This window comes from Streptomyces sp. NPDC001492 (assembly GCF_053597275.1).
This window is the reverse complement of sequence record NZ_JBSFHW010000012.1, coordinates 96076-118863: the sequence shown is the minus strand read 5'-3', so window position 1 is coordinate 118863 and position 22788 is coordinate 96076. Positions and strand designations below refer to the sequence as shown.

At 70.1% G+C, this 22788-nt stretch carries 26 protein-coding genes; 3 read left to right on the top strand and 23 right to left on the bottom strand.

The window, feature by feature from the left end; all coding sequences use genetic code 11:
* Positions 1-242: 242 nt before the first annotated feature.
* Both ACWC1K_RS17745 and ACWC1K_RS17740 read right to left on the bottom strand, forming a co-directional pair.
* A complete protein-coding gene (locus ACWC1K_RS17745; protein WP_450832326.1) occupies positions 243-1568 on the bottom strand; it encodes a PhoH family protein in 1326 nt (441 codons plus the stop codon).
* Positions 1569-1897: 329 nt separating this feature from the next.
* Positions 1898-2671, bottom strand: a complete 774-nt coding sequence (locus ACWC1K_RS17740) for an isoprenyl transferase (RefSeq protein ID WP_450832324.1) — start codon at positions 2669-2671, stop codon at positions 1898-1900.
* A gap of 648 nt (positions 2672-3319) precedes the next feature.
* Here ACWC1K_RS17740 and ACWC1K_RS17735 point away from each other — a divergent pair.
* The gene (locus ACWC1K_RS17735; protein ID WP_450832323.1) at positions 3320-4474 is read left to right on the top strand and encodes a winged helix DNA-binding domain-containing protein; all 1155 of its coding nucleotides are present in this window, start codon (positions 3320-3322) and stop codon (positions 4472-4474) included.
* Between the two features lie 3 nt (positions 4475-4477).
* Here the strand turns inward: ACWC1K_RS17735 and ACWC1K_RS17730 are convergent, their stop codons facing one another.
* The 4 genes from ACWC1K_RS17730 to ACWC1K_RS17715 all read right to left on the bottom strand — a co-directional run bounded on the left by ACWC1K_RS17730 (position 4478) and on the right by ACWC1K_RS17715 (position 7730).
* Positions 4478-5269, bottom strand: coding sequence for a methyltransferase domain-containing protein (locus ACWC1K_RS17730; protein WP_450832321.1), 792 nt, complete (start codon positions 5267-5269; stop codon positions 4478-4480).
* 111 nt (positions 5270-5380) lie between these two features.
* Positions 5381-6253, bottom strand: coding sequence for an LLM class flavin-dependent oxidoreductase (locus tag ACWC1K_RS17725; RefSeq protein ID WP_450832319.1), 873 nt, complete (start codon positions 6251-6253; stop codon positions 5381-5383).
* 41 nt (positions 6254-6294) lie between these two features.
* Positions 6295-6873, bottom strand: a complete 579-nt coding sequence (locus ACWC1K_RS17720) for a dihydrofolate reductase family protein (RefSeq protein WP_450832317.1) — start codon at positions 6871-6873, stop codon at positions 6295-6297.
* A gap of 95 nt (positions 6874-6968) precedes the next feature.
* Positions 6969-7730 carry a prepilin peptidase gene (locus ACWC1K_RS17715; protein ID WP_450832315.1) on the bottom strand — a complete coding sequence of 254 codons (762 nt, stop codon included), beginning with the start codon at positions 7728-7730 and terminating at the stop codon, positions 6969-6971.
* Positions 7731-7866: 136 nt separating this feature from the next.
* Between ACWC1K_RS17715 and ACWC1K_RS17710 the strand changes: the two genes are divergently transcribed.
* Positions 7867-8256 (top strand): DUF192 domain-containing protein, encoded by a 390-nt coding sequence (locus ACWC1K_RS17710; protein WP_450832314.1) that lies wholly within the window; start codon positions 7867-7869, stop codon positions 8254-8256.
* Between the two features lie 61 nt (positions 8257-8317).
* Here ACWC1K_RS17710 and ACWC1K_RS17705 read toward each other — a convergent pair whose 3' ends face one another.
* Positions 8318-9166: a LysR family transcriptional regulator gene (locus ACWC1K_RS17705; protein WP_450832313.1), complete on the bottom strand. Its 849-nt coding sequence runs from the start codon at positions 9164-9166 to the stop codon at positions 8318-8320.
* 104 nt (positions 9167-9270) lie between these two features.
* On the opposite strand from ACWC1K_RS17705, the gene ACWC1K_RS17700 reads away from it, so the two are divergent.
* Positions 9271-9996 (top strand): SDR family oxidoreductase, encoded by a 726-nt coding sequence (locus tag ACWC1K_RS17700; RefSeq protein WP_450832312.1) that lies wholly within the window; start codon positions 9271-9273, stop codon positions 9994-9996.
* A gap of 49 nt (positions 9997-10045) precedes the next feature.
* On the opposite strand, the gene ACWC1K_RS17695 is transcribed toward ACWC1K_RS17700, so the two are convergent.
* From ACWC1K_RS17695 to cpaB, 16 genes are all read right to left on the bottom strand, one after another.
* A complete protein-coding gene (locus tag ACWC1K_RS17695; protein WP_450832311.1) occupies positions 10046-10576 on the bottom strand; it encodes an N-acetyltransferase family protein in 531 nt (176 codons plus the stop codon).
* Positions 10577-10794: 218 nt separating this feature from the next.
* Entirely contained in the window at positions 10795-11277 is a 483-nt protein-coding gene (locus tag ACWC1K_RS17690; protein WP_450832309.1) for a hypothetical protein, read from the bottom strand.
* A gap of 38 nt (positions 11278-11315) precedes the next feature.
* The gene (locus ACWC1K_RS17685; protein WP_450832308.1) at positions 11316-11534 is read right to left on the bottom strand and encodes a hypothetical protein; all 219 of its coding nucleotides are present in this window, start codon (positions 11532-11534) and stop codon (positions 11316-11318) included.
* Between the two features lie 427 nt (positions 11535-11961).
* Positions 11962-12609 carry an OmpA family protein gene (locus ACWC1K_RS17680; RefSeq protein WP_450832306.1) on the bottom strand — a complete coding sequence of 216 codons (648 nt, stop codon included), beginning with the start codon at positions 12607-12609 and terminating at the stop codon, positions 11962-11964.
* Positions 12610-12617: 8 nt separating this feature from the next.
* On the bottom strand, positions 12618-13199 hold the full coding sequence (locus ACWC1K_RS17675; RefSeq protein WP_450832305.1) for a hypothetical protein: 582 nt from the start codon (positions 13197-13199) through the stop codon (positions 12618-12620).
* A gap of 34 nt (positions 13200-13233) precedes the next feature.
* The gene (locus ACWC1K_RS17670) at positions 13234-13833 is read right to left on the bottom strand and encodes a pilus assembly protein TadG-related protein (protein ID WP_450832303.1); all 600 of its coding nucleotides are present in this window, start codon (positions 13831-13833) and stop codon (positions 13234-13236) included.
* On the bottom strand, positions 13833-14030 hold the full coding sequence (locus ACWC1K_RS17665; protein ID WP_450832301.1) for a hypothetical protein: 198 nt from the start codon (positions 14028-14030) through the stop codon (positions 13833-13835). Before ACWC1K_RS17665 ends, ACWC1K_RS17670 begins: the two co-directional genes overlap by 1 nt.
* A 160-nt stretch (positions 14031-14190) precedes the next feature.
* The gene (locus ACWC1K_RS17660; protein WP_450832300.1) at positions 14191-15132 is read right to left on the bottom strand and encodes a response regulator; all 942 of its coding nucleotides are present in this window, start codon (positions 15130-15132) and stop codon (positions 14191-14193) included.
* A 32-nt stretch (positions 15133-15164) separates the two neighbouring features.
* Entirely contained in the window at positions 15165-16688 is a 1524-nt protein-coding gene (locus tag ACWC1K_RS17655) for a sensor histidine kinase (RefSeq protein WP_450832299.1), read from the bottom strand.
* A 19-nt stretch (positions 16689-16707) separates the two neighbouring features.
* Positions 16708-17595 carry a DUF5936 domain-containing protein gene (locus ACWC1K_RS17650; RefSeq protein WP_450832452.1) on the bottom strand — a complete coding sequence of 296 codons (888 nt, stop codon included), beginning with the start codon at positions 17593-17595 and terminating at the stop codon, positions 16708-16710.
* A 49-nt stretch (positions 17596-17644) separates the two neighbouring features.
* Positions 17645-18589, bottom strand: coding sequence for a type II secretion system F family protein (locus ACWC1K_RS17645; RefSeq protein ID WP_450832298.1), 945 nt, complete (start codon positions 18587-18589; stop codon positions 17645-17647).
* Positions 18590-18625: 36 nt separating this feature from the next.
* On the bottom strand, positions 18626-19963 hold the full coding sequence (locus ACWC1K_RS17640; RefSeq protein ID WP_450832296.1) for a CpaF family protein: 1338 nt from the start codon (positions 19961-19963) through the stop codon (positions 18626-18628).
* A gap of 23 nt (positions 19964-19986) precedes the next feature.
* Positions 19987-20358: a TadE/TadG family type IV pilus assembly protein gene (locus ACWC1K_RS17635; RefSeq protein ID WP_450832294.1), complete on the bottom strand. Its 372-nt coding sequence runs from the start codon at positions 20356-20358 to the stop codon at positions 19987-19989.
* A gap of 1 nt (position 20359) precedes the next feature.
* Positions 20360-20749: a TadE/TadG family type IV pilus assembly protein gene (locus tag ACWC1K_RS17630; protein ID WP_450832293.1), complete on the bottom strand. Its 390-nt coding sequence runs from the start codon at positions 20747-20749 to the stop codon at positions 20360-20362.
* Between the two features lie 2 nt (positions 20750-20751).
* Positions 20752-22005: an AAA family ATPase gene (locus tag ACWC1K_RS17625; RefSeq protein ID WP_450832291.1), complete on the bottom strand. Its 1254-nt coding sequence runs from the start codon at positions 22003-22005 to the stop codon at positions 20752-20754.
* A 9-nt stretch (positions 22006-22014) separates the two neighbouring features.
* Positions 22015-22722: a Flp pilus assembly protein CpaB gene (cpaB, locus tag ACWC1K_RS17620; protein WP_450832289.1), complete on the bottom strand. Its 708-nt coding sequence runs from the start codon at positions 22720-22722 to the stop codon at positions 22015-22017.
* Positions 22723-22788 lie beyond the last annotated feature (66 nt).

Here is a 22788-nt window from a genome sequence, read left to right as displayed (position 1 = left end):
GCTCAAGTGGTTCCGTACCGCTGGGGGTACAGGTGTGTCGTATGCGGGGCCTGACAGGAGTGAGACTCTGCCGTAACCGGACGCCGGGTGGCAATTCTGAGTTGCGTGTGAAAGCTCACATCCCGTTTGACCCCAGGGATTTCGAGAAACAGCAACACGCGAAGGCGCCGCCCCGCTAGGCTCACGGCCTTTGCGGGACGGCGCCAACCGACCTTGAATTACCTCAGAGTTGACCTTCCGCCTCAGATCTGTCCGTCTTCGAGCATTTCGGTCACAAGCGCCGCGATCTGGGACCTCTCGGACCTGGTCAGCGTCACATGCGCGAAGAGCGGATGCCCCTTCAGCTTCTCGACCACGGCGACGACACCGTCGTAGCGTCCGACGCGCAGATTGTCCCTCTGTGCCACGTCATGGGTGAGAACCACCCGTGAATTGGCGCCGATTCGGGACAGAACGGTCAGCAGGACATTCCGTTCCAGTGACTGCGCCTCGTCCACGATCACGAATGCGTCGTGCAGCGAGCGTCCACGGATGTGGGTGAGCGGAAGGACCTCCAGCATTCCGCGCGCGGTGACCTCTTCGATGACCTCGCGGCTGGTGACCGCGGACAGCGTGTCGAAGACCGCCTGCGCCCAGGGGCTCATCTTCTCGGCCTCGGAGCCGGGGAGATAGCCGAGTTCCTGCCCGCCGACCGCGTACAGCGGCCGGAAGACCATCACCTTCTGGTGCTGGCGCCGCTCCAGCACCGCCTCGAGTCCCGCGCACAGCGCGAGCGCCGACTTTCCGGTGCCGGCCCGGCCGCCCATGGACACGATCCCGACGTCCGGGTCGAGGAGCAGATCGAGCGCGATCCGCTGCTCCGCGCTCCTGCCCTTGATGCCGAAGGCCTCCCGGTCGCCGCGCACCAGGCGGATGTTGCCCTCGGCGGTGACCCGGCCGAGCGCCTTGCCGCGCTCCGACTGGATGGTCAGCCCTGTGTGCACGGGAAGGGCGGACGCTTCGGGCACATACACGTGCCCTTCCTCGAAGAGGATGTCCACCTGCTCGCCGGGCAGGGTCAGTTCGGACATTCCGGTCCAGCCGGAGGAGTCCGTGATGGCGAGTTCGGCGCGGTACTCCTCCGCGAGGAGGCCGACGGACGAGGCCTTGATCCTGAGCGGCAGGTCCTTCGACACGACGGTGACGTCGAACCCCTCGGCCTGCAGATTGCGGGCGACCGCGAGGATGCGGGAGTCGTTGTCCCCCAGGCGATAGCCGGTCGGCAGCACGCTGGGGTCCGAGTGATTGAGCTCGACACGTACGGTCCCGCCGAGTTCCCCGATCGGGATGGGGGCATCGAGGCGGCCGAACTTCACCCGGAACTCGTCGAGCAGCCTGAGGGCCTGCCGGGCGAAGTAGCCGAGCTCGGGATGGTGCCGCTTGGCCTCCAGCTCCGTGACCACGACGATGGGGAGCACTACCTCGTGCTCGTCGAAGCGGCTCAGGGCGTTCGGGTCGGCCAGCAGGACGCTGGTGTCGAGAACATAAGTGCGCCGGTCTGGCTTGTGGCGCTTTGTGCTGGTCACCACGGAAGGACGTACCCCCTCGGATGAGGTCGGGGAGCGACGGAGTGGAGCTGGGCCGGTCGACGGCCGCGATGCACGGGCCGAAAACCGGCCCTCCGCCTTGTCTTCCGTGCTGGAACCGCACGGTCGGGCTGGTGCAAAGGGCCTCCCGGGCGGACGGCCCCGTGCCGCCCGCTGAGATCCGACACCCGTGGTTCGGGCATCGACCTGACTGGCTTATGCCCTCGAACATGCGTCACCATGCCGACGCATATGACGGCACCCTGGTGAACTCCTTGTTACGGATGCCCCAAATCGGGGTACTCGCGCGCCCTTCGGAGGGGTACGGCGTGTCAGCCGCCGTAACGCCGGTGTCGCGCCGCGTAGTCACGCAGGGCGCGCAGGAAGTCGACCTTGCGGAAGGCCGGCCAGAAGACCTCGCAGAAGTAGTACTCGGAGTGCGCGGTCTGCCAGAGCATGAATCCGGACAACCTCTGCTCACCGCTGGTACGGATCACCAGGTCGGGGTCGGGCTGGGCGCCGGTGTAGAGGTGGCGGCCGATCATGTCGACGTCGACGGCCTCGGCGAGGTCCTCCATCGAGGTGCCCTTGTCGTGGGCGTCGAGGAGCATCGAGCGCACCGCGTCCGCGATCTCCTGGCGGCCGCCGTATCCGATGGCGACGTTGACCATTATCCCGTCGATGCCGGCGGTGGCCTCCTCGGCCTCCTTCAGGGTGGTCTGCATCTGCGGCGGGAGCAGGTCGGGGGTGCCGACGTGGTGCACGCGCCAGCGGCCGTCGGCGGCGAGGGTCTTCACGACGCCCTCGATGATCCCGAGGAGCGGGCCGAGCTCGTCCTGGGGGCGGTCGAAGTTGTCCGTCGACAGCAGCCACAGAGTGACGACCTCGACGTCCGTCTCGCTGCACCAGCCGAGGAACTCCTCGATCTTCTCGGCGCCGGCCCGGTGGCCGTGCTCGGTGGAGGAGCCGGCGGCCTTCGCCCAGCGTCGGTTGCCATCCATGATGACGCCGATGTGCTTGGGCACCTGAGCGTGGTCCAGGTGGCCTTCCACCCGGCGTGCGTACAGCCTGACCAGCAGGCCGCGCAGCTTGTCGCGCAGGTTCACGTGATTGTCAGCCCCTCCGTACGGATCGGACAGGCGCGGCCCAGGAGTGTGGAGGGCGATCCTGTCCGTATGGCGGTCCCCGGAGGCGAAGCCTACCCCCGGCTCCCCCACGGCTCTCCCAAGGGGTGGTGGGGGGGCACAGAAAACGGGCCGGTCCGTGGGGGGGAGACGGACCGGCCCGAGGGGGGGTTTCCACCATAACCCTTCGTAAGTGCTGCTGGGTGCATCGGCGTGCCACAACTACTCTCCGAATTCGAACGACGACGCGCCGATGGCCATGGAGAGGCGCTTTCCTGGCGGGCACATGGCCGGATCACGGCGGATTTCCAGGGGAAACGTGCGGGAAGCGGAGTGATCCGGAGGGTTTGCCGCCTCTTGGGCCCCGTTCGGCGAGTTGTCCCCGCATCCCCCAGCCGGGTGACCCGGCCCACGAACCTCGATTTGACGGGGATACAGCACCGCGCAGCCCCCTCCACTGCGCGGTGCCGCCGCGCAGCTTTGCTCACGCGAATTACCTTGGTCTGAACCTACGTGACGCATGGGACTGAAATCGACTCGAGGGGATAACGATGTGGAAACCGCCCGCCTCCGCGCACGAACCGTCCCTATAGGACAGAAACTGTCCTGCTTCGGTCCTACGGTCGTCTCATGACCCTGAGGATCAGCTGGAACGAGGCCAGCGCGCGCCGACTGGAACGGCAGTTCCTGGCCAACCCCGCCGAGCCGGGCGCATCGGTCGCCGAGGTGGTCGGCGCCATGCTCGCCGCGCATGCGCAGGTGCTGTCCGCGGCCGAGGTGTCAGTGGGGGTGCGGACCGCCAGGACGACCCGGGTCGATGTGCGCGCGGCGCTGTGGGACGAGCGGACGCTGGTGAAGACGCACGGCCCGCGCGGGACCGTGCATCTGCTGCCCGCACGCGCACTTCCCCTGTGGTGCTCGGCGTTGCCCGCCGTACCCTCCACCGCGAGCCCGTTCGCACCGGGCGTACGGGTCACCGAGGAGCAGGCACAGCAGATCGTGGCGGCGATCGAGGACGCCCTGGAAGGGGTGTCCCTGACGATCGACGAGCTGAGCGAGGAGGTCGTCGCCCGTACCGGTTCCTGGGCGGGCGACCGGGTGATGCCCGCGTTCCAGGACCTGTGGCCGCGCTGGCGGCAGGTGCTGCACCGGGCCGGCCAGTCCGGCGCCCTGTGCTTCGGCCCCAGCCGCGGCCGCAAGGTGACGTACACCCGCCCGCCGCACTTCACACCGCTGCCGCCGGACGAGGCGGTGCGCGACCTCGCACGGCGCCATCTCCGCGCGTACGGCCCGGCGACCCCGCAGCACTTCGCCAAGTGGCTGGCGGCGCCCGCGGGTTGGGCCGTCAAGCTGTTCGGCGCGCTCGCCGCGGCCGGGGAGATCGAGGAGCTCTTCTTCGAGGGGGAGCGGGGGTCCTGGGTCGTGGCGGGCGACACGGAGTTCCCCGAGGGGCGGCTGCCCGGGGTCCGTCTGCTGCCGTACTTCGACGCGTACGGCATCGCCGCGCAGCCCCGGGAGCTGCTGTTCCCGGGGGCCGCCCGCGACCGTGCGCTGGCGGGCGGCCAGGCGGGCAACTACCCGGTGCTGCTGGTGGACGGCGTGGTGGCAGGGGTGTGGCACCAGCGGCGCCGTGGACGTCGTACGACCGTCACGGTGGAGCCGCTCGGACGGCTGACGGCGCGGCAGAAGCGGGAGCTGGGCGAGCAGGTGGAGCGGGTCGGTGAAGTGCTGGAGGCGGAGCCGGAGTTGGTGATCGGCGAGGTGACGGCGGGAGCGCACGCCTAGGGCTCATCGGCGGTACGGCTTGCGGGCCTCGACCAGGTGGCGGGTGCTGTGCGCGACGAAGGGGCCCTCGGACTCGATCTGTTCATGCAGGGCGCGGAGCCGGTCCTCGTACGCCTCGACGGTGAAGTCCGGAACCATCCAGATCACCTTGCGCAGGAAGTGGACGACGGCTGCGATGTCGTGGAACTCGACGCGGAGCCGTTCGGCGCGCAGGTCGACGACCTCCAGGCCGGCGGCCTCGGCGCCGGCGCGTTCGTGGTCCGGGTGGCGGGTGCTGCGGGATGCGTCGGGCTGGGGGCCGAGGAAGTACTCGACGAGTTCGAAGACGCTGTTCGGGCCGACGTGCTGGGCGAAGTAGGTGCCACCGGGCTCCAGGACGCGCGCGATCTCCGTCCAGTGCGGGGTCACCGGGTGCCGGCTGCCGACGAGGTCGAAGGCGCCGTCCGCGAAGGGCAGCGGGGCGTCCTCGGGCACGGAGACGACCACGGTGCCGTGCGGGCGGAGCAGGGCGGTGGCCTTGGCGGCGTTCGGCGGCCAGCCCTCGGTCGCGGCGGTGAGCACCGGTGGCTTCTCGGCCCGGCCGAGGGCGAAGTGCAGGACCTCTCCGCCGCCGGTCTGGATGTCGAGCGTGGCTGTGGCCGTGGCGAGGCGGCCTGCCAGGGAGGTGGCGTAGCCCCAGGAGGGCCGCTGCTCCGTGGCGCGGCCCTTGAACCAGGAGAAGTCCCAGCCTTCGGTGGGTTGGGCTGCGCCTTCGGCGAGGAGGGCCTCGAAGCGGTGGGGTTCCCTGCGGGGCATGAGTGATCTGCGGTGGGGCGGCATCTGCGGCTCCGTCGTGGCTGGTCGCGCAGTTCCCCGCGCCCCTGTGGGCGCGCTACGGAACCGTCGTGGACTTTGCGCACCCTGCGGTCATGGGACCAGCGGTCTGACCTCTTGTGCCGCGAACCGTACAAAGCCCTCGGGGTCCGGTTCGTCGCCCGTCGGCTGGAGGATCACCCTGTCGGCGCCTGCGTCCGCGAGGCGTTGTACGGCCTTGGCCACGGCGCCGGCGTCTCCTGCGACCCCGAGGTCGGGGACGGACTCCAGGCCCTCGTCGGCGAGTTCGGCGCGCAGTCGGGCGGCGGCGTCGGGGCCGGTGGCGGTGAGGAGGTACACGACCACCTGGTGCGGGTCGGTGCGACCGGTGGACTCCCGGCCCTCGTCGATGAGCCGGCGGGCCCGCCGTACGCCGTCGGCCGTGGTCGAGGCGGTGAGGATCGTGCCGTCGGCGGCCTCCCCGGACAGCCGCAGCGAACGCGGCCCGGTGGCGCCGGCCAGCACGGGCACGGGACCGGAGGGCGGCCAGTCGAGCGCGACGTCGTCGAGCCGGACGTAGCGCCCCTCGGTCGTCACCCGCTCCCCGCCCAGCAGGGCCCGCAGCGCGACAAGGTGTTCACGCAGCAGGGTGACGGGCGACTCGACCCGCGCCCCGACCTGCCCCATCCAGTCCTGCACCCCGTGCCCGACGGCGACGACGGCGCGCCCCGGGAACATCCGGTGCAGCGCGGCGGCCTCCATGGCGGTGATGGCGACGTTGCGCAGCGGCACCGGCAGCAGCCCGACGCCCACCCGCAGCCGCTCGGTCCAGGCGAGGGCGGCAGCGGCGGTGGAGATCCCGCCCTCCCGGAAGCAGTCCTCCCAGAGCCAGAGCTCTTCGAGGCCACTCTCGTCCGCGAGGCGGGCGACGTCCCTCAGGCGCTCGGGAGGCAGTTGGGGGCGGAACACGGCACCGAGTCCAGTCATGTGTTCTTCCTATCCGGGCGGAAACGAACCGGACAACTGCTTTATTCACCGCCGCCGTCGGTGTCCGGCTCGTAGTGCAGGAGTACGACGCCGTTGCCGAAGACATGGCTGTCGGTGAGCCGGAGCGACGCCGCGATGTCGGCCTCCGGGAAGAGCCGTGTGCCGTGCCCCACCAGGGCGGGATGGACGTACACCCGGTACGCGTCGATGAGTCCGAGGCGCAGGAACTCCTCGGCGATCTCCGCCCCGCCGAGCCAGAGATCCGCGTCCGCCTGCTCCTTGAGCGCCCTGACCTCCTCGGGGACGACCTCCCGGAAGACGGTGGTGTTCCACCCGGCATCCTCGATCGTCCGGGAGTACACGGCCTTCGGGATGTCCCGCCAGATCCCGGCGAACTCGGCGGTGACGGCGGAGATGCCGGGGTCCGCGTCCGCGGTGGGCCAGTAGGAGGCCATGATTTCGTAGGTGCGGCGACCGCTGAGCAGGCCGCCGAGTTGTCGGATGGTGTCGTTCATGTGCTGGTGGAGCTCGTCGTCGACGCGGTGCCAGGAGATGTCGTGGTCGGGGCCCTCGGTATAGCCGTCGAGGGAGATGCCCATCGTCCACACGATCTTCGCCATCGGCCACCTCGCCTGGTCTGTTCCTGGTCCGTCCCGCGCCGGTCGTGGTTCTCACCGTACGCGCGGATCGTCCACCGGCGCGGTGTAGCGCGCCGTCAGGCGGCCGCGCATGCGCCCAGCAGCAGCCCCGTGAACGCCCCGCCGATCATGAACGGGCCGAACGGAATGGCCGCCTTGCGGCCGGCGCGGCGCGCGACGACCATCCCGAGGCCGTACACCGAGCCGTAGAGAAGACCCGCGAAAGCCCCCGTCAGCAGGATCTGCCAGCCGTACCAGCCGAGGGCCGTGCCCAGGGCGAGGGCGAGTTTCACGTCGCCGAAGCCCATGCCGGACGGGTGGACGAGGAAGAGGACGAGATAGGCGGCGCCCAGGGTCAGGCCGCCGAGGAGGGCCGTGGGCCAGGATCCGGTGGCGGCGGGGAGGGCGGCGGCGACCCCCAGGAGAGCGGCGGTCGCGGCGGCCAGCGGCAGCGTCAGGACGTCGGGGAGGCGGTGGACCCGGTGGTCGACGAGGGTCAGCAGGACCGCCACGGGGCTGAGGAGCACCCACACCGCCGTCTCGGGGTGGAGGCCGGCCGCGGCGGCAAGAGCCGTACAGGCGAGGGCGGTTGCCGTGGAGACGGCCACCGTGCGCGGGCCGTACGGACCGCACCGCCCTGCTCCCTCTGCCCCTTCGGTTCGTCGGCAGTCCGCTCTGCCCAGCCAGCCGTCGAAGGCGCCCGTGATCCGGTGGCCTGCGGGGCAGCGGTCGCTCCACGGCCGGCCCGGGTCGACCGAGAGGCGGTGGGCGGCGCGAGGCAGGAGCAGGCCCGTTCCCGCGCCCCACAGGGCCGCCACGAGGGTGAGGAGTGTGCGCACGGCGGGACCCTATGCCGGGCGCGGGCCGGGCGGCATGGGTCCCCGGGCCCATGGGGGGCCCACTCCCGTGCCGGAGCGCAGCGGATACGTTCGGTTCGGGCAGGACACGGTGACGGCGGCGGGAGGTGGCCTCGGGATGGGGCGGCAATGGGCGGACGGGCACGGGAAGTTGATCGTTCGTACGGGCGATGGCGGGGCGGGCGATGTCGCCGTTCCGCTGGAGATCGCCACCTCCTACCGGGCCCGTACGAAAGGGTTGCTGGGGCGGGACTCGGTCGACGGGGCGATGCTGCTCTCCCCCGCCAACAGCGTGCACACGTTCCGGATGCGGATGCCCATCGACGTCGCCTACCTCGACCGCGATCTGATGGTCATCGCCGTGGTCACCATGAAGCCCTGGCGGTTGGGACTGCTCCGGGCCGGTGCGCGGCATGTGCTGGAGTCGGAGGCCGGGGCGATGGCGAGGTGGGGGCTGAGGGTGGGGGTGCGGGTGGAGGTGGTTCCCGAGGCCCGGGCCGGGTCGTAGGAGAGCCGCCGCCAGGGCTCCGGGTCAGAACGCGAAGACCCCGAGGAACCTCCCGTCTCTGCTAGAGGCGTGTCGCGCTACGGACGAGGGCCGCGACGGCCCGGGAGCGGCTGTGCGGTGGCCAGGCGATGACCGTGGTGACCGTCGGCGCGTCCAGAACCGGCACGGCGGCGAGGTCGTCGCGCAGCTGGGCCCGGCTCGACTCCGGTGCGATCCAGCAAGCGCGGCCGAGCGCGATCAGCTGGAGCAGCTGCCCGTGGTCCCGGGCCTGCGGACCGGGGCCGTCGGGGTACTTGCCGTCCCGGCCGGGCCAGCGCGGCAGCGGCAGATCGGGCAACTGGGCGACGTCGGCCATCTGCACATGGGGCCGGGCGGTGAGGGGGTGTCCGGCCGGCAGGATCGCGACCTGCCGTTCCGTGCGGAGCTCCTCGGTGTCGAGCCCTGCCGTCGCGTCGAACGGAAGATGCAGCAGGGCCACGTCCGCGCGGCCGTCGCGCAGCAGTCGTTCCTGCTCGCCGATTCCGCACAGGACCACCTCGACGGGAGCCGCATCCGGCTCTGCGGCGTAGGCGTCGAGCAGTTTCGCCAGCAGTTCGCTGGAGGCGCCGGCCTTCGAGGCGAGGACCACGCCGGCCTGGCCGCCCGCGGCGAGGGCGGCGCGACGGGTGCGACGCTCGGCGGCCTCGACCGCGTCCAGTGCCGCGCGGGCCTCCCGCAGGAGCACCGACCCGGCCTCGGTCAGGGTGACCGTGCGGCTGGTGCGTTCCAGCAGGACCGCCCCGAGGCGCCGTTCGAGTTGGCTGATCGTCCGCGACAGCGGGGGCTGTGCGATCCCCAGCCGCTGTGCGGCCCTCCCGAAGTGCAGCTCCTCGGCGACGGCGACGAAGTACCGCAGTTCACGCGTCTCCACGCCGCCAGCGTACCGGCCGGGACCGGGACCGATACCCGTGCGGTATCGGTGCCCACCCGATTGGTGTTGGCCTGCTCCCGCCGGGCCGGGACAGGATCGACCGTATGAGCGAACAGACGATCGCGCTGGTGACCGGCGCGAACAAGGGAATCGGCTACGAGATCGCGGCCGGGCTGGGTGCCCTCGGCTGGAGGGTCGGGGTCGCCGCCCGGAACGAGGAGCGGTGCGAGGCCGCCGTGGCCAAGCTGCATGCGGCCGGTGTGGACGCCTTCGGCGTACCGCTCGACGTGACCGACGACGCGAGCGTCACCGCGGCCGCCGGGCTGCTGGAGGACCGCGCCGGACGCCTCGACGTACTCGTCAACAACGCCGGGATCACCGGCGGCATGCCGCAGACACCCACCACGGTCGACCCCGACACGGTGCGGGCCGCCGTGGAGACCAACGTGATCGGCGTCATCCGCGTCACCAACGCGATGCTGCCGCTGCTGCGCCGGTCGGCCTCGCCGCGGATCGTGAACATGTCCAGCAGCGTCGGCTCCCTCACCCGGCAGACCACTCCCGGCACCGAAACGGGCCCGATCGCGGTTGCCTACGCACCCTCGAAGACATTCCTCAACGCCGTCACCGTCCAGTACGCCAGGGAGCTGCACGACACGAACATCCTGATCAACGCCGCCTGCCCCGGCTACTGCGCGACCGACCTCAACGGCTTCCGCGGCGTACGCACCCCGGAACAGGGCGCGGCCATCGCCCTCCACCTGGCGACCCTGCCGGACGACGGCCCGACGGGCGGGTTCTTCGAGGACGCGGGGGAGGTGCCGTGGTGAGAGCGCCACTGCCCCAGCGCCGGAGGCTGCGGCTGAGTTGCTCACGCCCTCAGACCGAGGGACTCAGCTCAAGGCGCATACGCACATAGTTCGCGTCAGCCGGACCGGGCCGACGGTGCCCGTCGGGCTTCCATCCGTGCCGGGCGTAGAAGGCCTGGGCCCGGCTGTTGCGCTCCCACGCCTCCAGCACGCCGGTCGGGAGGGACGCATCACGAAGCTGCCGCACGAATGCCGCATGCAGCAGCGTGCCGATCCCCTGTCCCCAACTCCCGGGGCGGACATGGATCTGGTAGAGCTGGCCGGCAGCTGCGGCGTCCACGTCAGGATCCAGGGGCGGGCCCATCGCCAGGACGCCTACGGTCTCACCACCGCGCACGGCGCACAGCACCGTCCTGGTGTCGTCCTCGATGGCGTGCGTCCACATGTCCCGGCGACGGGAACGTGCCCCAGGGGAGGCAAGATCCGGCTCCGAGAACCCGCCCGCCCGGTAGTACGCGGTGCGTGCCTGAGTGTGCAGGTCGGTGATCCGGTCCAGGTCGTCGAGGGTCGCGGTGCGCAGCAGGGTCCGGGAAGTCGTCATGATCAGACGACGTGGCGGGCACGGTCTGCGGTTGCGCTGTCGGATCTCGCGATCCGTGGCAGAGGGCAACGCTCTGACCGGCGGGGCTGTCTCAGCCCTCGTCCGCTTCGATCTGACGAGTCACCCAGCCATCGGCGTCGACCTCTAGATGGAACCAGATGTCCTCCTCGTCCCAGTAGCAGCGCATCCATGTCGTCACCCGTCCATGGCGCCGGGGGTCACCGGAGCGCGGCGAGCTCATTGACGGCGCGCGTGGGGGTGCCCAGGAACAGCTCGGCGGATGCCGCGCCGTATGCGATGTTGAGGGTGTCGAGCCGGTAGGTCCATTCGCCGCCGTGGGTGCCCGCGAAGCGGTAGTTGACCTGCCAGCGGAGCCATTCACCGTGTGCGAGCCGGACAGCTGGTGGTCGCCGCCACCGGCGTGGCATGCCGAATGGCGTCACGCCCGGCTGAACCCGCAGCTTGCCGTCCCCCTCGCACAGAACCACACCAATGTCCGCGGCAGAGTCGGGCAGACCCTCCCGGGTGACGAACCGGGGTCGGAAACCGTCCGCTTCGTGCATGAGGACCTCGTGGACGTAGGGGGGCGCCTGCAGCGGCAGAGGAAAGGCCGTCGGCGCCGCGTTCCGACGGGATGCTTCAAGCCCACCGCGAGATCGTTTCGTCCAAGATGTGCGCACCCACTGGATGACGATATCCACGGCACTGATCCTGCAGCATCGTCGCGGAGCTGACCACCCTATTCCGAGGCCTCGTCACACAGGTCCAGCCAGGCCTTCGTGGCCTTGACGACACGCCTGCCGAGGGCGGTCAGTTTCATGGGGCGGCCCCGTTCGGCTCGTTCGTGGAGCGGGCCGCCGAGGTCGCGGGCCAGCCGGCTGACCTGGTTGATGAGGGTGTCCTCCTTCCTGAACAGCGTGAGATTGCGCAGACCGAGCGGGGCGACCGCCGTGCTCACACGTCCTCCAGCGCGTCCGCGTAGAAGTCCTCGTCGAAGTCCTCGTCCTCAGCCAGGTCTTCCAGGTCCGCCTCGTCGTCGTCCCCCATCTCCGCGGCATACTCCGCCTGCGGTTCTTCCGCGGCCTTCTCGGGGGCTTCCCGCTCTCGCCGAGAGCTTTGCGTAGGGACGGAAGCGAGATGACGTCGTCCTCGGTTTCCGGGACCTCGATGGCGGCCTGCTCGCGCGACAGCCGCAGAACCATGCGCCGTTCCGCGATCGTCTGGCCCAGCCCGAGGTTCCATCGCTCCAGCAGGTCGGCGATGGCCAGCCTGTCGTCGGGGAAGCGGTCACGGCCGTGGCATTTCTGCCATCCTTCTGCCAACGGCCGTGAGATTCTGCCAAGAATCTTGAGGCCCTACATGCGTTGTGAGCGACCGGCCCCAGGTCATGCGCCACCGCGCGGGAACGTGACCTCCACCCGCCGGTTCTTCCTCCGGCCCGCCTCCGTCGAGTTGTCCGCGATCGGGTACTGCTCCCCGTAGCCGCGTACCTCGAAGGTGATGTTCGGGTCGTGCAGTTCCTGGTCCAGGACGTCCTGTACGGCGTTGGCGCGCTGCCGGGAGAGGACGTCGCCGTGGGCCGCCGAGCCCAGGTCGTCCGTGAAGCCGAAGACGCGCACCTTCGTCGCGTTCTGCTTCTTGATCTCGTCGGCGATCGCCGCGATACGGGACTTCGACGCGTCGCTCAGTTTCGCGCTGTCCTTGCTGAACAGGACCTCGGCCTGGAGGGCGAACGTCACGTCGGTATTGGTGTCCTCGCGGCGTTCCTCGCCGCCCTGGTCCTCTACGACGGACTTGATGTCCAGGACTTTGGGGGCGGCGAGGGTGGCGCCCTCGGGGAGCTTGAGGTCGGGGTCGTTGGGGTCGACTTTGACCGGGGCGGAGGCTGATGGTTCGGTGCCGGGCGGGACGCTCGGGGTGTCGTCGGCGTGGGCCGTTACGGCGCCGAAGAGGTTGGTGGCGACCAGCAAGGAGGCGGCGGTGATGACCAAGGCGAGCCGGGGCGCCCCTGTTCGCGGTGAGGTGTCGGTCATCGCGTGCCTCATCCGGAGATCGTGATCGTGCCGCTGGAGAACGTCGGCAGTTGGAAGGTCACTTCGGTGGTACTGGTTGGCGGGGAGGGAAACTGCATGAACACTGCCAGGCTTTCGCCGGCCTTGATCAGCGAGAAGCCCGTCGTCGTCAGCGGGCGGCCGTCCGTGTCCCGCAGCACGTAATACCGCTTCTTGCCCTTCGAGTCGACGAGCGTGGCACCGCCGAGCGACCTGCCGTTCCTGGTGATCTCCGTTTCATTGCCGCTCAGCGCAGAGGGAATCACCACGCTCTTTGCACCGTCGTTCTTCAGAGTGGCGTTCACGGTGACGAAGCCGCCCGAATCGCGCTGAGCGGAAGTGATCTGCAGAAGCAGCCCGTCCGAGCCTTTCAGCTCGGCCAGAGGAGTGTCCGACTGCCCTTCCTGAGCACTCGGCTCGGATCCACTGCCCTTGGAGGCGGACGCCGACGTCTCCGGCTTCTTGCCGTCGTCCCCGCCACCACCGCAGCCGGCCACACCGACGGCCAGACCGACCGCAACGGTCAACGCGACCATCCCCCTGCGGGCCTTCGTTGTGAACCGAATGCTCATGCCTCTGTTTCCTTCTCCACTCGTCGTTCGCTTGTCAGTCGGCCAGATGGACGTCGAAGAGGTCCTTGGGCTGCGGTAGACCAGCGGGGTCGTTCGGGTCCAGTTCCCAATCCCTGTCCTTGCAGGTGAGGCCTGGCAAGGCGTCGCCCCTGGCAGTCTCACCAGAAAGCTCGAACGGGCAGAGCGGCTCGATCACGGCCTTGGCGGTCGCCGTAGCGTGCTGGGTCTCCGTACCAGGGACGATCGAGTCTCCGACGGTCTTGTTCGTCTCTACCTTGACCGTGTAGCTCAGGTCCCAGAGATGCCCTTCGCATGGCTCGATGACGCGCGCGCCGTTCTGTGCCGCGAGCTGGTGCGCACGAGGGCAACCGTCGAGCACAGCCGCATGACCGTCGAGGATGTCCTGCCATTTCGTGGGATCGAGCAGGACGTCCTTCCACTGTCGTGCCAGCTTGTCCCGGGTGTCCTGCGCCGCCGCGAGAGCCGCCGCGTCGGCTGCTGTCTGGGCGCTGTTCCGGGTCGCCGCGGCTTGGCCGACCGCAAGATACGCGAACGCGAGAAAGAGCAGACCCGCCACCACCGTGATGTAGATGGGGAAGGCCTGCCCTGCGTCGTTGAACGTGCGCGACCGCATCAACCGCCGGTGACTTCGGCAATCTTGGCGGTGATGGCATCGAAGATCGTCTGCCCGATGTCCGTCCCCGTAATGGCCAACACGATCGCCACAACCACCGCGATGATCCCCAGATACTCCACCGCCGTCTGCCCCTTGTCGTTGCGGGCGGCGCGTGACTGGAGGTACGTGACGGTGGTGTTGATCCAGTTGCTCATGGTGTTCCCCTCCGGGTCGGATCTCCGTGCCGCTGTCGGCACGAGAACCGTACGGTGCAACACCCCTCCCACCGAAGGGTCCCAGGGCCCAATCAAGGGCCCAGAGCGAGGCCCGCCCGCGAGTTCGGTACCGCCCGTTCCCCCCTGCCCTCATCTCGGCTCACCCCACCCCTCGGCCCGAACCGGGCGCCGTGCCGAGCCATTTGGCGGCTGCTTCCCCGCGGCTGGTGCTGTGGAGTTTCGCGAAGATGCGGTTGATGTGGTTCTTGACCGTCTTCTCGCTGATGAAGCAGGTGGCGGCGATCTGCTGGTTGTTCATTCCGGACGCGATGAGGTCCATGATCTCCGCCTCCCTCGTGCTCAGTTGGAACCTTGCCCTGTCGGGAGCAGCCACGGGACGGTTACCCGACCAACCAGACGATGACTGTCCCACACTCGGTTGCACCTGCGAAAGGTTTTTTGAAGAAATAGTGGAGGTCGGGGTCGGCGGTGCTTTGAAAGCAGCTGGTGAGGCGGGGTGTTGAGTGGACACGCGCGAATGTGCGCGGTGCTCATTTCCGTATGCAGTTGCACTACCCAGGCCCTCTGGGAGCGGAGGGCCTCCCTGGCTCTGACGCAGTTGCGCCAGCAGCGCCCCGGCCGCCGTCGGAGTGAAGTGGGCCCTGCCCTCCTTGATGTCCCATACCGCCGCGACCAGTTGGTCCGCGGTGAACTCGCCGTGGACCAGGTAGCCGCCTGCGCCTCTGCGCAGGGCCTCCTGGACGATCTCCGATTCCCTGCTGTACGTGAGCATCACGACCGGGGCGATCGGTACGAGGTACGGGAGCGCCGAGATGCCGTCCACGCCGGGCATACGGACGTCCAGGAGGATGACGTCCGGCTGGTGCTGGAGTGCCGCCTCGTACGCCTGGCGGCCGTCCGCCGCTTCCGCCACCACGGTGATGTCCGCACGGCCGGAGAGAAGGGCGGTGAGGCCCGCCCGGACGACCGGGTTGTCGTCCGCCACCACGATCTTCAGCGGGGCGGGCGAGGGGACGGCCTCGAACGGGTTCTGCGGTGGCGGCTGCTGGGGACCGGTGGGGGGAGTCGTGGGATCCGGCATCGGGCAGCCTCCTCTCGTGTCGTGGGGGACGTTCATGTCGTCACGGCCGCCAGGGGCAGTTCCAGGCAGACCTCGGTGCCCTTGGCGTGGGCGCCGCGGCCGATGCGGATGCGGGCGCCCACCGATTCCGCGCGTTCGATCATGCCGACCAGGCCGAAGTGGCCCGCTCTGCGCAGTTGTTCGAGGGTGGTGCCGGAGGGCAGGCCGGGGCCGTCGTCGTGGACGCTGATGCGGAGGAGGCCGCCGTGGACACCCGCGTGTACGTCCACCCGGGTCGGGGCCGCGTGGCGGTGGGCGTTCTCCATGGCCTCCGAGGCGATGGTGAGGAGTTGGCGGGCCACCGCCGGTGGCATGGGCGGGGCGGCCTCGTCGCCGGTGGAGCGGTAGGCCGCGGGGACGCCCGTGCGGGTGGTGAAGTCGCGGGTGCGGGCGGCCAGTTCGACCAGGACGTCGGTCGCGTGGTCCGGGTCGGATTCACGGCGCAGGTCCGCCAGCAGCTCGCGGGACTCGGCGGCGGCTCGGCGGGCCGAGCGGGCGACCAGTTCGGCCTGTTCCTTGACCAGCTTCGGGTCCAGGTGGGGGCTGCCCGCCGAGGCTGCCAGGCCGTCCGCGGCCAGGGCCACTCCATGGAGGGTCTTCGCCACGGAGTCGTGCATCTCCCTGGCCAGACGGGCCCGTTCGGCGCTGACCGCCTCCGTCACCGCCAGACGGGCCCGCACCGTGGTCAGGGCCTGCGTTGCGGCGCCGAAGCGGAACATGAGGTTACGCAGGGCCGAGCCGACCGCGCCCGCGATCACGCACAGGCCGGGCAGGAGCAGGGTCTCCGCGGGGCGGCCGGAGTGCAGGTCCCGCGCCGCCGCGTGCACGAAGAAGAGGATCAGGGACTGGAGCGACGCGAAGACCGCGGCTCCCCGCCAGCCGTAGACGATGCCGGCCAGGAGCGGGGTGCAGACGCTGACGTAGGCGAGGGGGGTGTCCGGACCCGCGGAGATCAGGAGCAGCGAGCCGAGGAGCATGTCCACGGCGAGGAGCGTGGGGTGCCTCAGGAGCAGGGGGCCGAAGCGCTCCCAGTCCCTGAAGAGGACGTAGGAGCCCATGAAGGTGACCACGACCGCCGCTCCCACCAGGCGGGTGGCCAGACCCGGCGCCGCGTGGAGGAGGGCGGCGGGGGCCGCCAGCGCGATCATGGCGAGGCGGAAGCCGAACACCTGGCGGCACATGGCCTGGAGGGCGTTGACCTGGAGGGGGATGGCGATGTCGCCGGGTGCGGGTTCCGGTGCGGGTGCTTGGGTGGGCACCAGGCCTTCGTCCAGGCTGGGGCCACCCGCACCACCCGTACTGCTTTCGTCGTCGAGAGCGACGGGCCCCTTGGGGGGTCGACCGCCATCGGCGGCTTCGGGTCTCCGGGTGTGCGGTTGCGCGGGCAGGGCAGGCAGGTTGGCGTGGGGCGCAAGGACCGTGGCCGCCGGTGGGGTCGTGATCTCCGGGGGCTTCGGGCGTCGTCGTAGCAGCCGTGTGCGTTCCTGGCGGCCCGCTCGTTCCTCTGTCGTCGCCATCGTCCGTGTCGCCCCGTCCCTACTTGCCCGTGAGTGAGCCGAAGTCGGTGCCGGAGCCGAGGATCAGGCCGGCGCCGAGGAGGAGCATCGTGGCCGGGACCATGAAGGTGGTGATCATCATGGTGGCCTTGGGGACCGCGCGGGCCGCCTTGCGGCGGGCGTTCTGCGCGTCCGTGCGACGCATGTCCTTCGCCAGGGCGACGAGGGTGTCGACGATGGGGGCGCCTAGTTCCTCGCCCTGCTGCAGCGCCGTCACGAACATCGCGACCTGTTCGGAGTCGTTGCGCCGGCGCAGCTCCGCGAAGGCCTGGCGGCGGCTCATGCCGAGGTCCATCTGGCGGAGCGTGATGCGCAGTTCGTCCGCCCAGGGACCCTCGTACTTCGAGGCCACCCGGTCCAGGGCCTGGCGGAAGCCGAGGCCGGCGCTCACCACGACCGCGAGCACGTCGAGGAAGTCCGGCAGGGTGCGCTCGATGACGTCCTTGCGGATGCGGATCGCCGACCAGATGCCGACCTCCGTCCAGAAAGCGCCGAAGGCGAGCAGGAGCACGGCGATGACGAACTGGCCCCTGAGCAGGAACACCAGGAAGCCGACGCCGCCCAGGAAGCCGTAGACCGCCCGGCGGGCCGCGTAGCGGTCGATGGTCAGGCCGCCGGGGTTGCCCGCGAGGTCGATCTTCCGGCGGTACTTGGCGACCAGCTTCGGGCCCATCAGGCGCAGGACCGCGGGCGCGTACCGCATGCCCAGGCGGTCGATGAGCGAGTCGACCGCGCCCGTGCGGGTCGAGCCCACCTCCAGGGCGAGCACCAGGTCGCCGGGCAGCTTGGCGTCCGCGCGGTACATGCGGATGCCGGCGAAGATGCCCCAGACGCTGAGGCCCATCACCAGTGCCAGCAGAAGTCCCATGGCCCCCATGGCCGTCCTCCCTCCAGAGTTCTCGGAACGCTCGGGCGTCTCAGACGTCGATGCGGGACAGTCGGCGGATGAGGATGAAGCCGACCGCGTAGAGCGCGAAGGCGATGATCACCGCGCCCTGGCCGAGCGAGGAGCCGGTCATACGGTCCAGGGCGCCGTCCTTGACGCCGTTCATCAGGAACAGCGAACCCACGCCCAGTGCCGGCACGGCGTACGACGTCATGTTGACCTGGGAGAGCTGGGTGCGGACCTCGCGCCGCGTCTCCTTGCGCTCCTCCAGCGTGTCGGTGAGGTTGCGCAGTGCCGTGACCACCTGCCCGCCCGCCCGGTTCGACAGCACCAGCGTCGTCACCAGGACGACCAGTTCGCGTGACGGCAGCCGCTCGGCCAGTTCGCCCAGCGCGTCGTCCATGGACGCGCCCAGCGCCAACTGGTTGGCGACCTTGGCGAGTTCCTCCCCGGCCGGCGCCTCCAGTTCCTCCGCCGCCATGCCGATCGCGGTGCGCAGGGCCAGGCCGGCCTGGGTGGCGTTGGCCATGATCCGTGCCAGCTCCGGCAGTTGGTTGATGAACTTCTCGATCCGCTTCTGCCGCTGCCAGTTCAGGAACTGCAGCGCCACCCAGATGCCCAGCAGACCGGCCAGCGGGCCGAAGAAGGGCGCCAGGGACGCCTGGCCGACGAGCCACAGGCCCGCCACCGTCGCCAGCATGTAGACGAAGAACTCGCCCGGAGTGATGTCCAGGCCCGTTGCCGCCAGCCGCAGTTCCAGCTTCTTGCCCAGCTGGGTACGGCGCAGGCGGCGGTCCAGGTTGCGGAAGCGCCGGCGGCGGCCGCCCGCCGGTATCTGGCCGGTGGCCGAGAGGCGGTCGACGAGTGCCTGGCGCTGGGCCTTGCCGGTGGCGTAGGAGTGCAGGCCGATGACCGCAAGGACGCAGGTCAGCAGGGTGATGCCGGTGGTGAGCAGGACTAGGGTGTGCAGATCCATCGGGCGGTTCCTACCTGGGTTCCATCGGGACGGTTCCTACCTGGCTTCTCGGACGGCGAGCTGTTCTGGCGACTCGGCGACGCCGAACGCCTGGGGGACGGGCTGGCTCGCCATGTAGAGGCGGTCCGCGGTGCGGCGTGGGAGCGGGAAGTACTCGAAGGCGCCGTAGACGCGGCCGTCGGCGGCCATCGGCTGGGCGTTGAAACGGGCCACCGTCGCCAGGCGGTACGGCTCGCTGCCGTGGCTGTCGAGGATCGCGATCTCGGTGATGCGGCGGGCGCCGTCGGCGAAGCGGGTGAGCTGGATGATCACGTCGATGGCGCTGTTGATCTGGTCGTGCAGCGCCTCGAAGGGCACCTCGACCTCGGACATCGATGCCAGGGTCTTCAGTCGCATCAGCGCGTCCTCCGCGCTGTTCGCGTGCACCGTGGCCAGCGATCCGTCGTGGCCCGTCGACATCGCCTGGAGCATGTCGAGGGACTCGCCGCCGCGGACCTCACCGACGACGATGCGGTCGGGGCGCATACGCAGGGAGTTGCGCACCAGGTCGCGGATGGTGACCCGGCCCTTGCCCTCGACGTTCGGGGGACGGGACTCCAGCCGGATCACATGTCCTTGCTGCAGCTGGAGTTCGGCCGAGTCCTCGATGGTGATGATGCGCTCGGTCTCGGGGATCAGGCCCGACAGCGCGTTCAGCAGCGTCGTCTTGCCCGTGCCCGTCGCGCCCGACACGATCACGTTCGACTTCGCCTGCACCAGCCCCGCCAGCAGATACAGGATGGGCTCGTCCAGCGAGCCGAAGCCGATCATCTCCTGGAGCGTGAAGGAGCGCGGGAAGCGGCGGATGGTGAGGGTGGCGCCCGTGAGGGAGAGCGGCGGGATGATCACGTTCACTCGCTCGCCGGACGGGAGGCGGGCGTCGACCATGGGGTTCGACTCGTCGACCCGCCGGTTGACCGTCGAGACGATCCGCTCGATCGTCTGCATCAGCTGGTCGTGGGAGGGGAAGCGCAGGGGCAACTGCTCCACGCGGCCCCCTCGTTCGACGAAGATCGCGTCCGGGCCGTTCACCATGATCTCCGTGATCGACGCGTCTTCGAGCAGCGGTTCCAGGATGCCGAGGCCCAGCGCCTCGTCCACCACCCTGCGGATCAGCTGCGAGCGCTCGACCGTGGACAGCACCGGCCCCTCGCGGCTGATGATGTGCCCGAGCACCCGCTCCAGACGGGCGCGGCGCTCGGCCGCGGCCAGTGCGCTCATCTCCGCGAGGTCGATCTCCTCCAGCAGCTTGGCCCGGTAGGAGGCGACCAGGTGGCCGTCCTCGCCCCGGTGGCCGTTCTCCTCGGGGGTGTTGATGCGTGCGCGCAGGCTCATGGTCGGTGCTCCTTGTTCCTGCGTCAGCCGGTGGTCGGGTCGGTCGAGTCGAGCGGCATGGTCGCGGTTTTCCTGGCGGGGTCGAAGTCCCAGCCGGGGACGATCGACGGGATCTTGACGGTGGCGGTGACGGTGACGGTGTCGGCGTTCTGCGCGGGGACACAGGTGACGGACAGCCAGTCGCTGACCGCGTTCACGCAGCCCTCCTGAGCCGTCCCCGGCTGCAGTGACTCCGCCCGCGCCCCGGCCCGGGCCGCCGTACCGGCCTGCTGCGCGGTGTACGCGATCAGCCCGAGCTGCACGACCGCCATGCCGACGATCAGCAGGATGGGCAGGAACCCCAGGTACTCGATGGCGACCTGTCCGCGGTCGCGGTCCTTGCGGTCGTACGACATCTCAGTGCGTCGCCTCCTTGACCGCGCCCGCGTGTCCCTTCACTTGGAACGGGAAACTGAACGCGCCCGGGAAGAGGATGGGGACCGTGAGCGTGACGTCGGCCGTGACATAGCCGGGCGCTCCGGGGTTGCAGGTGACAGTGGCGCCGCCCTGCCATGCGTCCGGCAGCTTCTCCTTCCCCTTCTGCGCGCACACCCCCTGCCAGTCACCCTCCGCCGCGGTCCCCGCCCGCACAGCCTCGTCCGCAGCATTCCCCGCAAGCGTCCACGTGTATCCCACCAGCACGAGCTGCCACAGCACCACCAGCGTGATGATGATCGTCGGCATCATGCCCAGGAACTCGATGGTGACCTGGCCCCTGTCCCCGCCTGCGCGCAGCGCCAGCCGCATCCCTAGCCCCCACCCTCACGACGCCGCCGGAAACTCACCGATCCGCGGTCCCCCCGGAACCGCCCACCCCGCTGCGCCCCCTCGACGGCCTTGACCAGCCCCAGCTCCCCCGCCAGCGTCCACAGCGCCTGCTTCACCGTGCCCCTGCTGTCCAGCTCGTGGACCCGCCCCGCGTCCACCGCCCCCTGCAACTCCTTGAAGTTGGCGGGGATCGCGGTCCCGGCGACCGCCGTACCGGTGATCTTCTGGATCAGCGGCGGCTGGATCTCGGTACTGCGCGCATACCGGTTGACGACCACCGTCGTCTCCTCCGCCTTGCGGATCTGCAACCGGTCCCACATCCGCACGGTCCGCTTGGCGCCGCGCACCGCGACCACGTCCGGTGTCGTGACCAGCAGGGCCGTGTCGGCCATCTCCACCGCGGCCGCACCGGCCCCGCCGAGCTGGGCGCCGCAGTCGATGACGACGACCTCGTAGCGGGAGCGCAGGGCGCTGACGATCTGCCGGGCCGCCCGGTCCGTCACCTCCTCGCCGCGTTCGCCCTCCCCCGGGGCGAGCAGCAGCGCGAGGCCCGTGTCATGGCGGAACACCGCGTCCGCGAGCACCCGCGGTGAGATGTCGGTGATCGCCGCCAGGTCCACCACCGACCGGCGGAACTGGACGTCCAGATACGAGGCCACGTCCCCCGTCTGCAGGTCCATGTCCACCAGCGCGGTGCTGCGCCCCGAGGCCTGAGCCGCGAGCGCCAGTTGGATGGCGGTCAGGGTCGCGCCCACGCCGCCCTTCGCGCCGCTCACCGTGACGACGGTGCCGCCGACGCCGGTGAAGACGTCTCCGCCGGAGCCGAGATGGCGCCGTACACCCACCGACCACTGCGCGACGGCCTGGACGCGGCTGGCCAGCTCCTCGTAGCTGAGCGGGAGCGCCACCAGGCCCCGGGCGCCGTAGTCCATCGCCGCCTGGAAGAGGCCGGGGCTCGCGTCCGAGGTGACGAGGATGACCCCGACCGCGGGAAAGCGCAGGGCCACCTCGCGGATGAGCTCCAGCGCCGGGACCGGGCCGATGCGTTCGTGCACCACCACGACCTCGGGCAGCTCGTCGACGGACTCGGCGGCGAGGCGCGCGAGGGTGTCGACGAGCTGGGTCGAGTCGACGACCGGGGTCACCGGCTCGGCGTCCGGGAGCTGGCTGAGCAGTGTCGTGATGGACCGGACCGCGTCCACGTCACCGACTGCCGGGAGGATCCTCGTGGGCATGGGGGCCTCTCACTTGTCCTTGGCGAGTTGGTACGTGCGGTCCTGCCCGGGGATGGTGCCGGTCTCGCCCGGCGCGACCAGCGCGAGCCGGACCCGCTTGGCGAAGGACTCCGCGTACGTCAGGCGCTGGGCGTCGAGGGCGGAGAGCGCGAAGGTGATGGGGACGGCCTTGGTGAGTTGAGCGGTGCGGTTGTCGGCGTCGGGCTGGAGCGAGGTCAGGTCGCCGACGTCGAGGACCCTCGCGTTGGTTACGATGATCTTGGACAGGTCGGGGTCACCCTCCTTCTGTCCCTCGAAGGTGGCGTAGACGTTGACCTTGGAATCCGGCGTTATCTTGCCGGCGACGCCGGTCGCCGCATCGATCATGATGGCGACCTCCTGCTGCCCGGGCTGCAGGGCGGGCTGATCGGCGATCATGTCGCTCTGCAGCAGGGAGCCCTTCCTCAGGGTCGTCACGGCGACCTTGCCGCGGATGCCGGCGAGATCGGTGACCGCGTTCGCCGACAGCCACCGCTTGGGCATCTCGGTCTTCTCGAACTGGTCCGCGCGGAGGCTGCTGTACGGCTTGATGTCGCTCTTGACCTCGTACGCCGTGACCTTGGGCCCGACCTGGGACTTCACGTCACTGATGACGGACAGGACGCCGGCGAACGCGCCGAGGGCGCAGACGACCGACAGGAGCAGGAGTAGCACGCCACGGCGCTGACGGGAGTTCATGAACCGTACAACCTCATTGGGGGATAAGGGTCGAGCGGACGGGATGGTGCGGGCGGTGCGTCTGCG

Coding starts and splice junctions, on each gene's coding strand:
- ACWC1K_RS17735 (WP_450832323.1), top strand. CDS start 3,320: ATGACCCTGAGGATCAGCTGGAACGAGGCCAGCGCGCGCCGACTGGAA.
- ACWC1K_RS17730 (WP_450832321.1), bottom strand. CDS start 5,269: ATGCCCCGCAGGGAACCCCACCGCTTCGAGGCCCTCCTCGCCGAAGGC.
- ACWC1K_RS17725 (WP_450832319.1), bottom strand. CDS start 6,253: ATGACTGGACTCGGTGCCGTGTTCCGCCCCCAACTGCCTCCCGAGCGC.
- ACWC1K_RS17720 (WP_450832317.1), bottom strand. CDS start 6,873: ATGGCGAAGATCGTGTGGACGATGGGCATCTCCCTCGACGGCTATACC.
- ACWC1K_RS17710 (WP_450832314.1), top strand. CDS start 7,867: ATGGGGCGGCAATGGGCGGACGGGCACGGGAAGTTGATCGTTCGTACG.
- ACWC1K_RS17700 (WP_450832312.1), top strand. CDS start 9,271: ATGAGCGAACAGACGATCGCGCTGGTGACCGGCGCGAACAAGGGAATC.
- ACWC1K_RS17695 (WP_450832311.1), bottom strand. CDS start 10,576: ATGACGACTTCCCGGACCCTGCTGCGCACCGCGACCCTCGACGACCTG.
- ACWC1K_RS17680 (WP_450832306.1), bottom strand. CDS start 12,609: ATGACCGACACCTCACCGCGAACAGGGGCGCCCCGGCTCGCCTTGGTC.
- ACWC1K_RS17675 (WP_450832305.1), bottom strand. CDS start 13,199: ATGAGCATTCGGTTCACAACGAAGGCCCGCAGGGGGATGGTCGCGTTG.
- ACWC1K_RS17670 (WP_450832303.1), bottom strand. CDS start 13,833: ATGCGGTCGCGCACGTTCAACGACGCAGGGCAGGCCTTCCCCATCTAC.
- ACWC1K_RS17665 (WP_450832301.1), bottom strand. CDS start 14,030: ATGAGCAACTGGATCAACACCACCGTCACGTACCTCCAGTCACGCGCC.
- ACWC1K_RS17660 (WP_450832300.1), bottom strand. CDS start 15,132: ATGCCGGATCCCACGACTCCCCCCACCGGTCCCCAGCAGCCGCCACCG.
- ACWC1K_RS17655 (WP_450832299.1), bottom strand. CDS start 16,688: ATGGCGACGACAGAGGAACGAGCGGGCCGCCAGGAACGCACACGGCTG.
- ACWC1K_RS17650 (WP_450832452.1), bottom strand. CDS start 17,595: ATGGGACTTCTGCTGGCACTGGTGATGGGCCTCAGCGTCTGGGGCATC.
- ACWC1K_RS17645 (WP_450832298.1), bottom strand. CDS start 18,589: ATGGATCTGCACACCCTAGTCCTGCTCACCACCGGCATCACCCTGCTG.
- ACWC1K_RS17640 (WP_450832296.1), bottom strand. CDS start 19,963: ATGAGCCTGCGCGCACGCATCAACACCCCCGAGGAGAACGGCCACCGG.
- ACWC1K_RS17635 (WP_450832294.1), bottom strand. CDS start 20,358: ATGTCGTACGACCGCAAGGACCGCGACCGCGGACAGGTCGCCATCGAG.
- ACWC1K_RS17630 (WP_450832293.1), bottom strand. CDS start 20,749: ATGCGGCTGGCGCTGCGCGCAGGCGGGGACAGGGGCCAGGTCACCATC.
- ACWC1K_RS17625 (WP_450832291.1), bottom strand. CDS start 22,005: ATGCCCACGAGGATCCTCCCGGCAGTCGGTGACGTGGACGCGGTCCGG.
- cpaB (WP_450832289.1), bottom strand. CDS start 22,722: ATGAACTCCCGTCAGCGCCGTGGCGTGCTACTCCTGCTCCTGTCGGTC.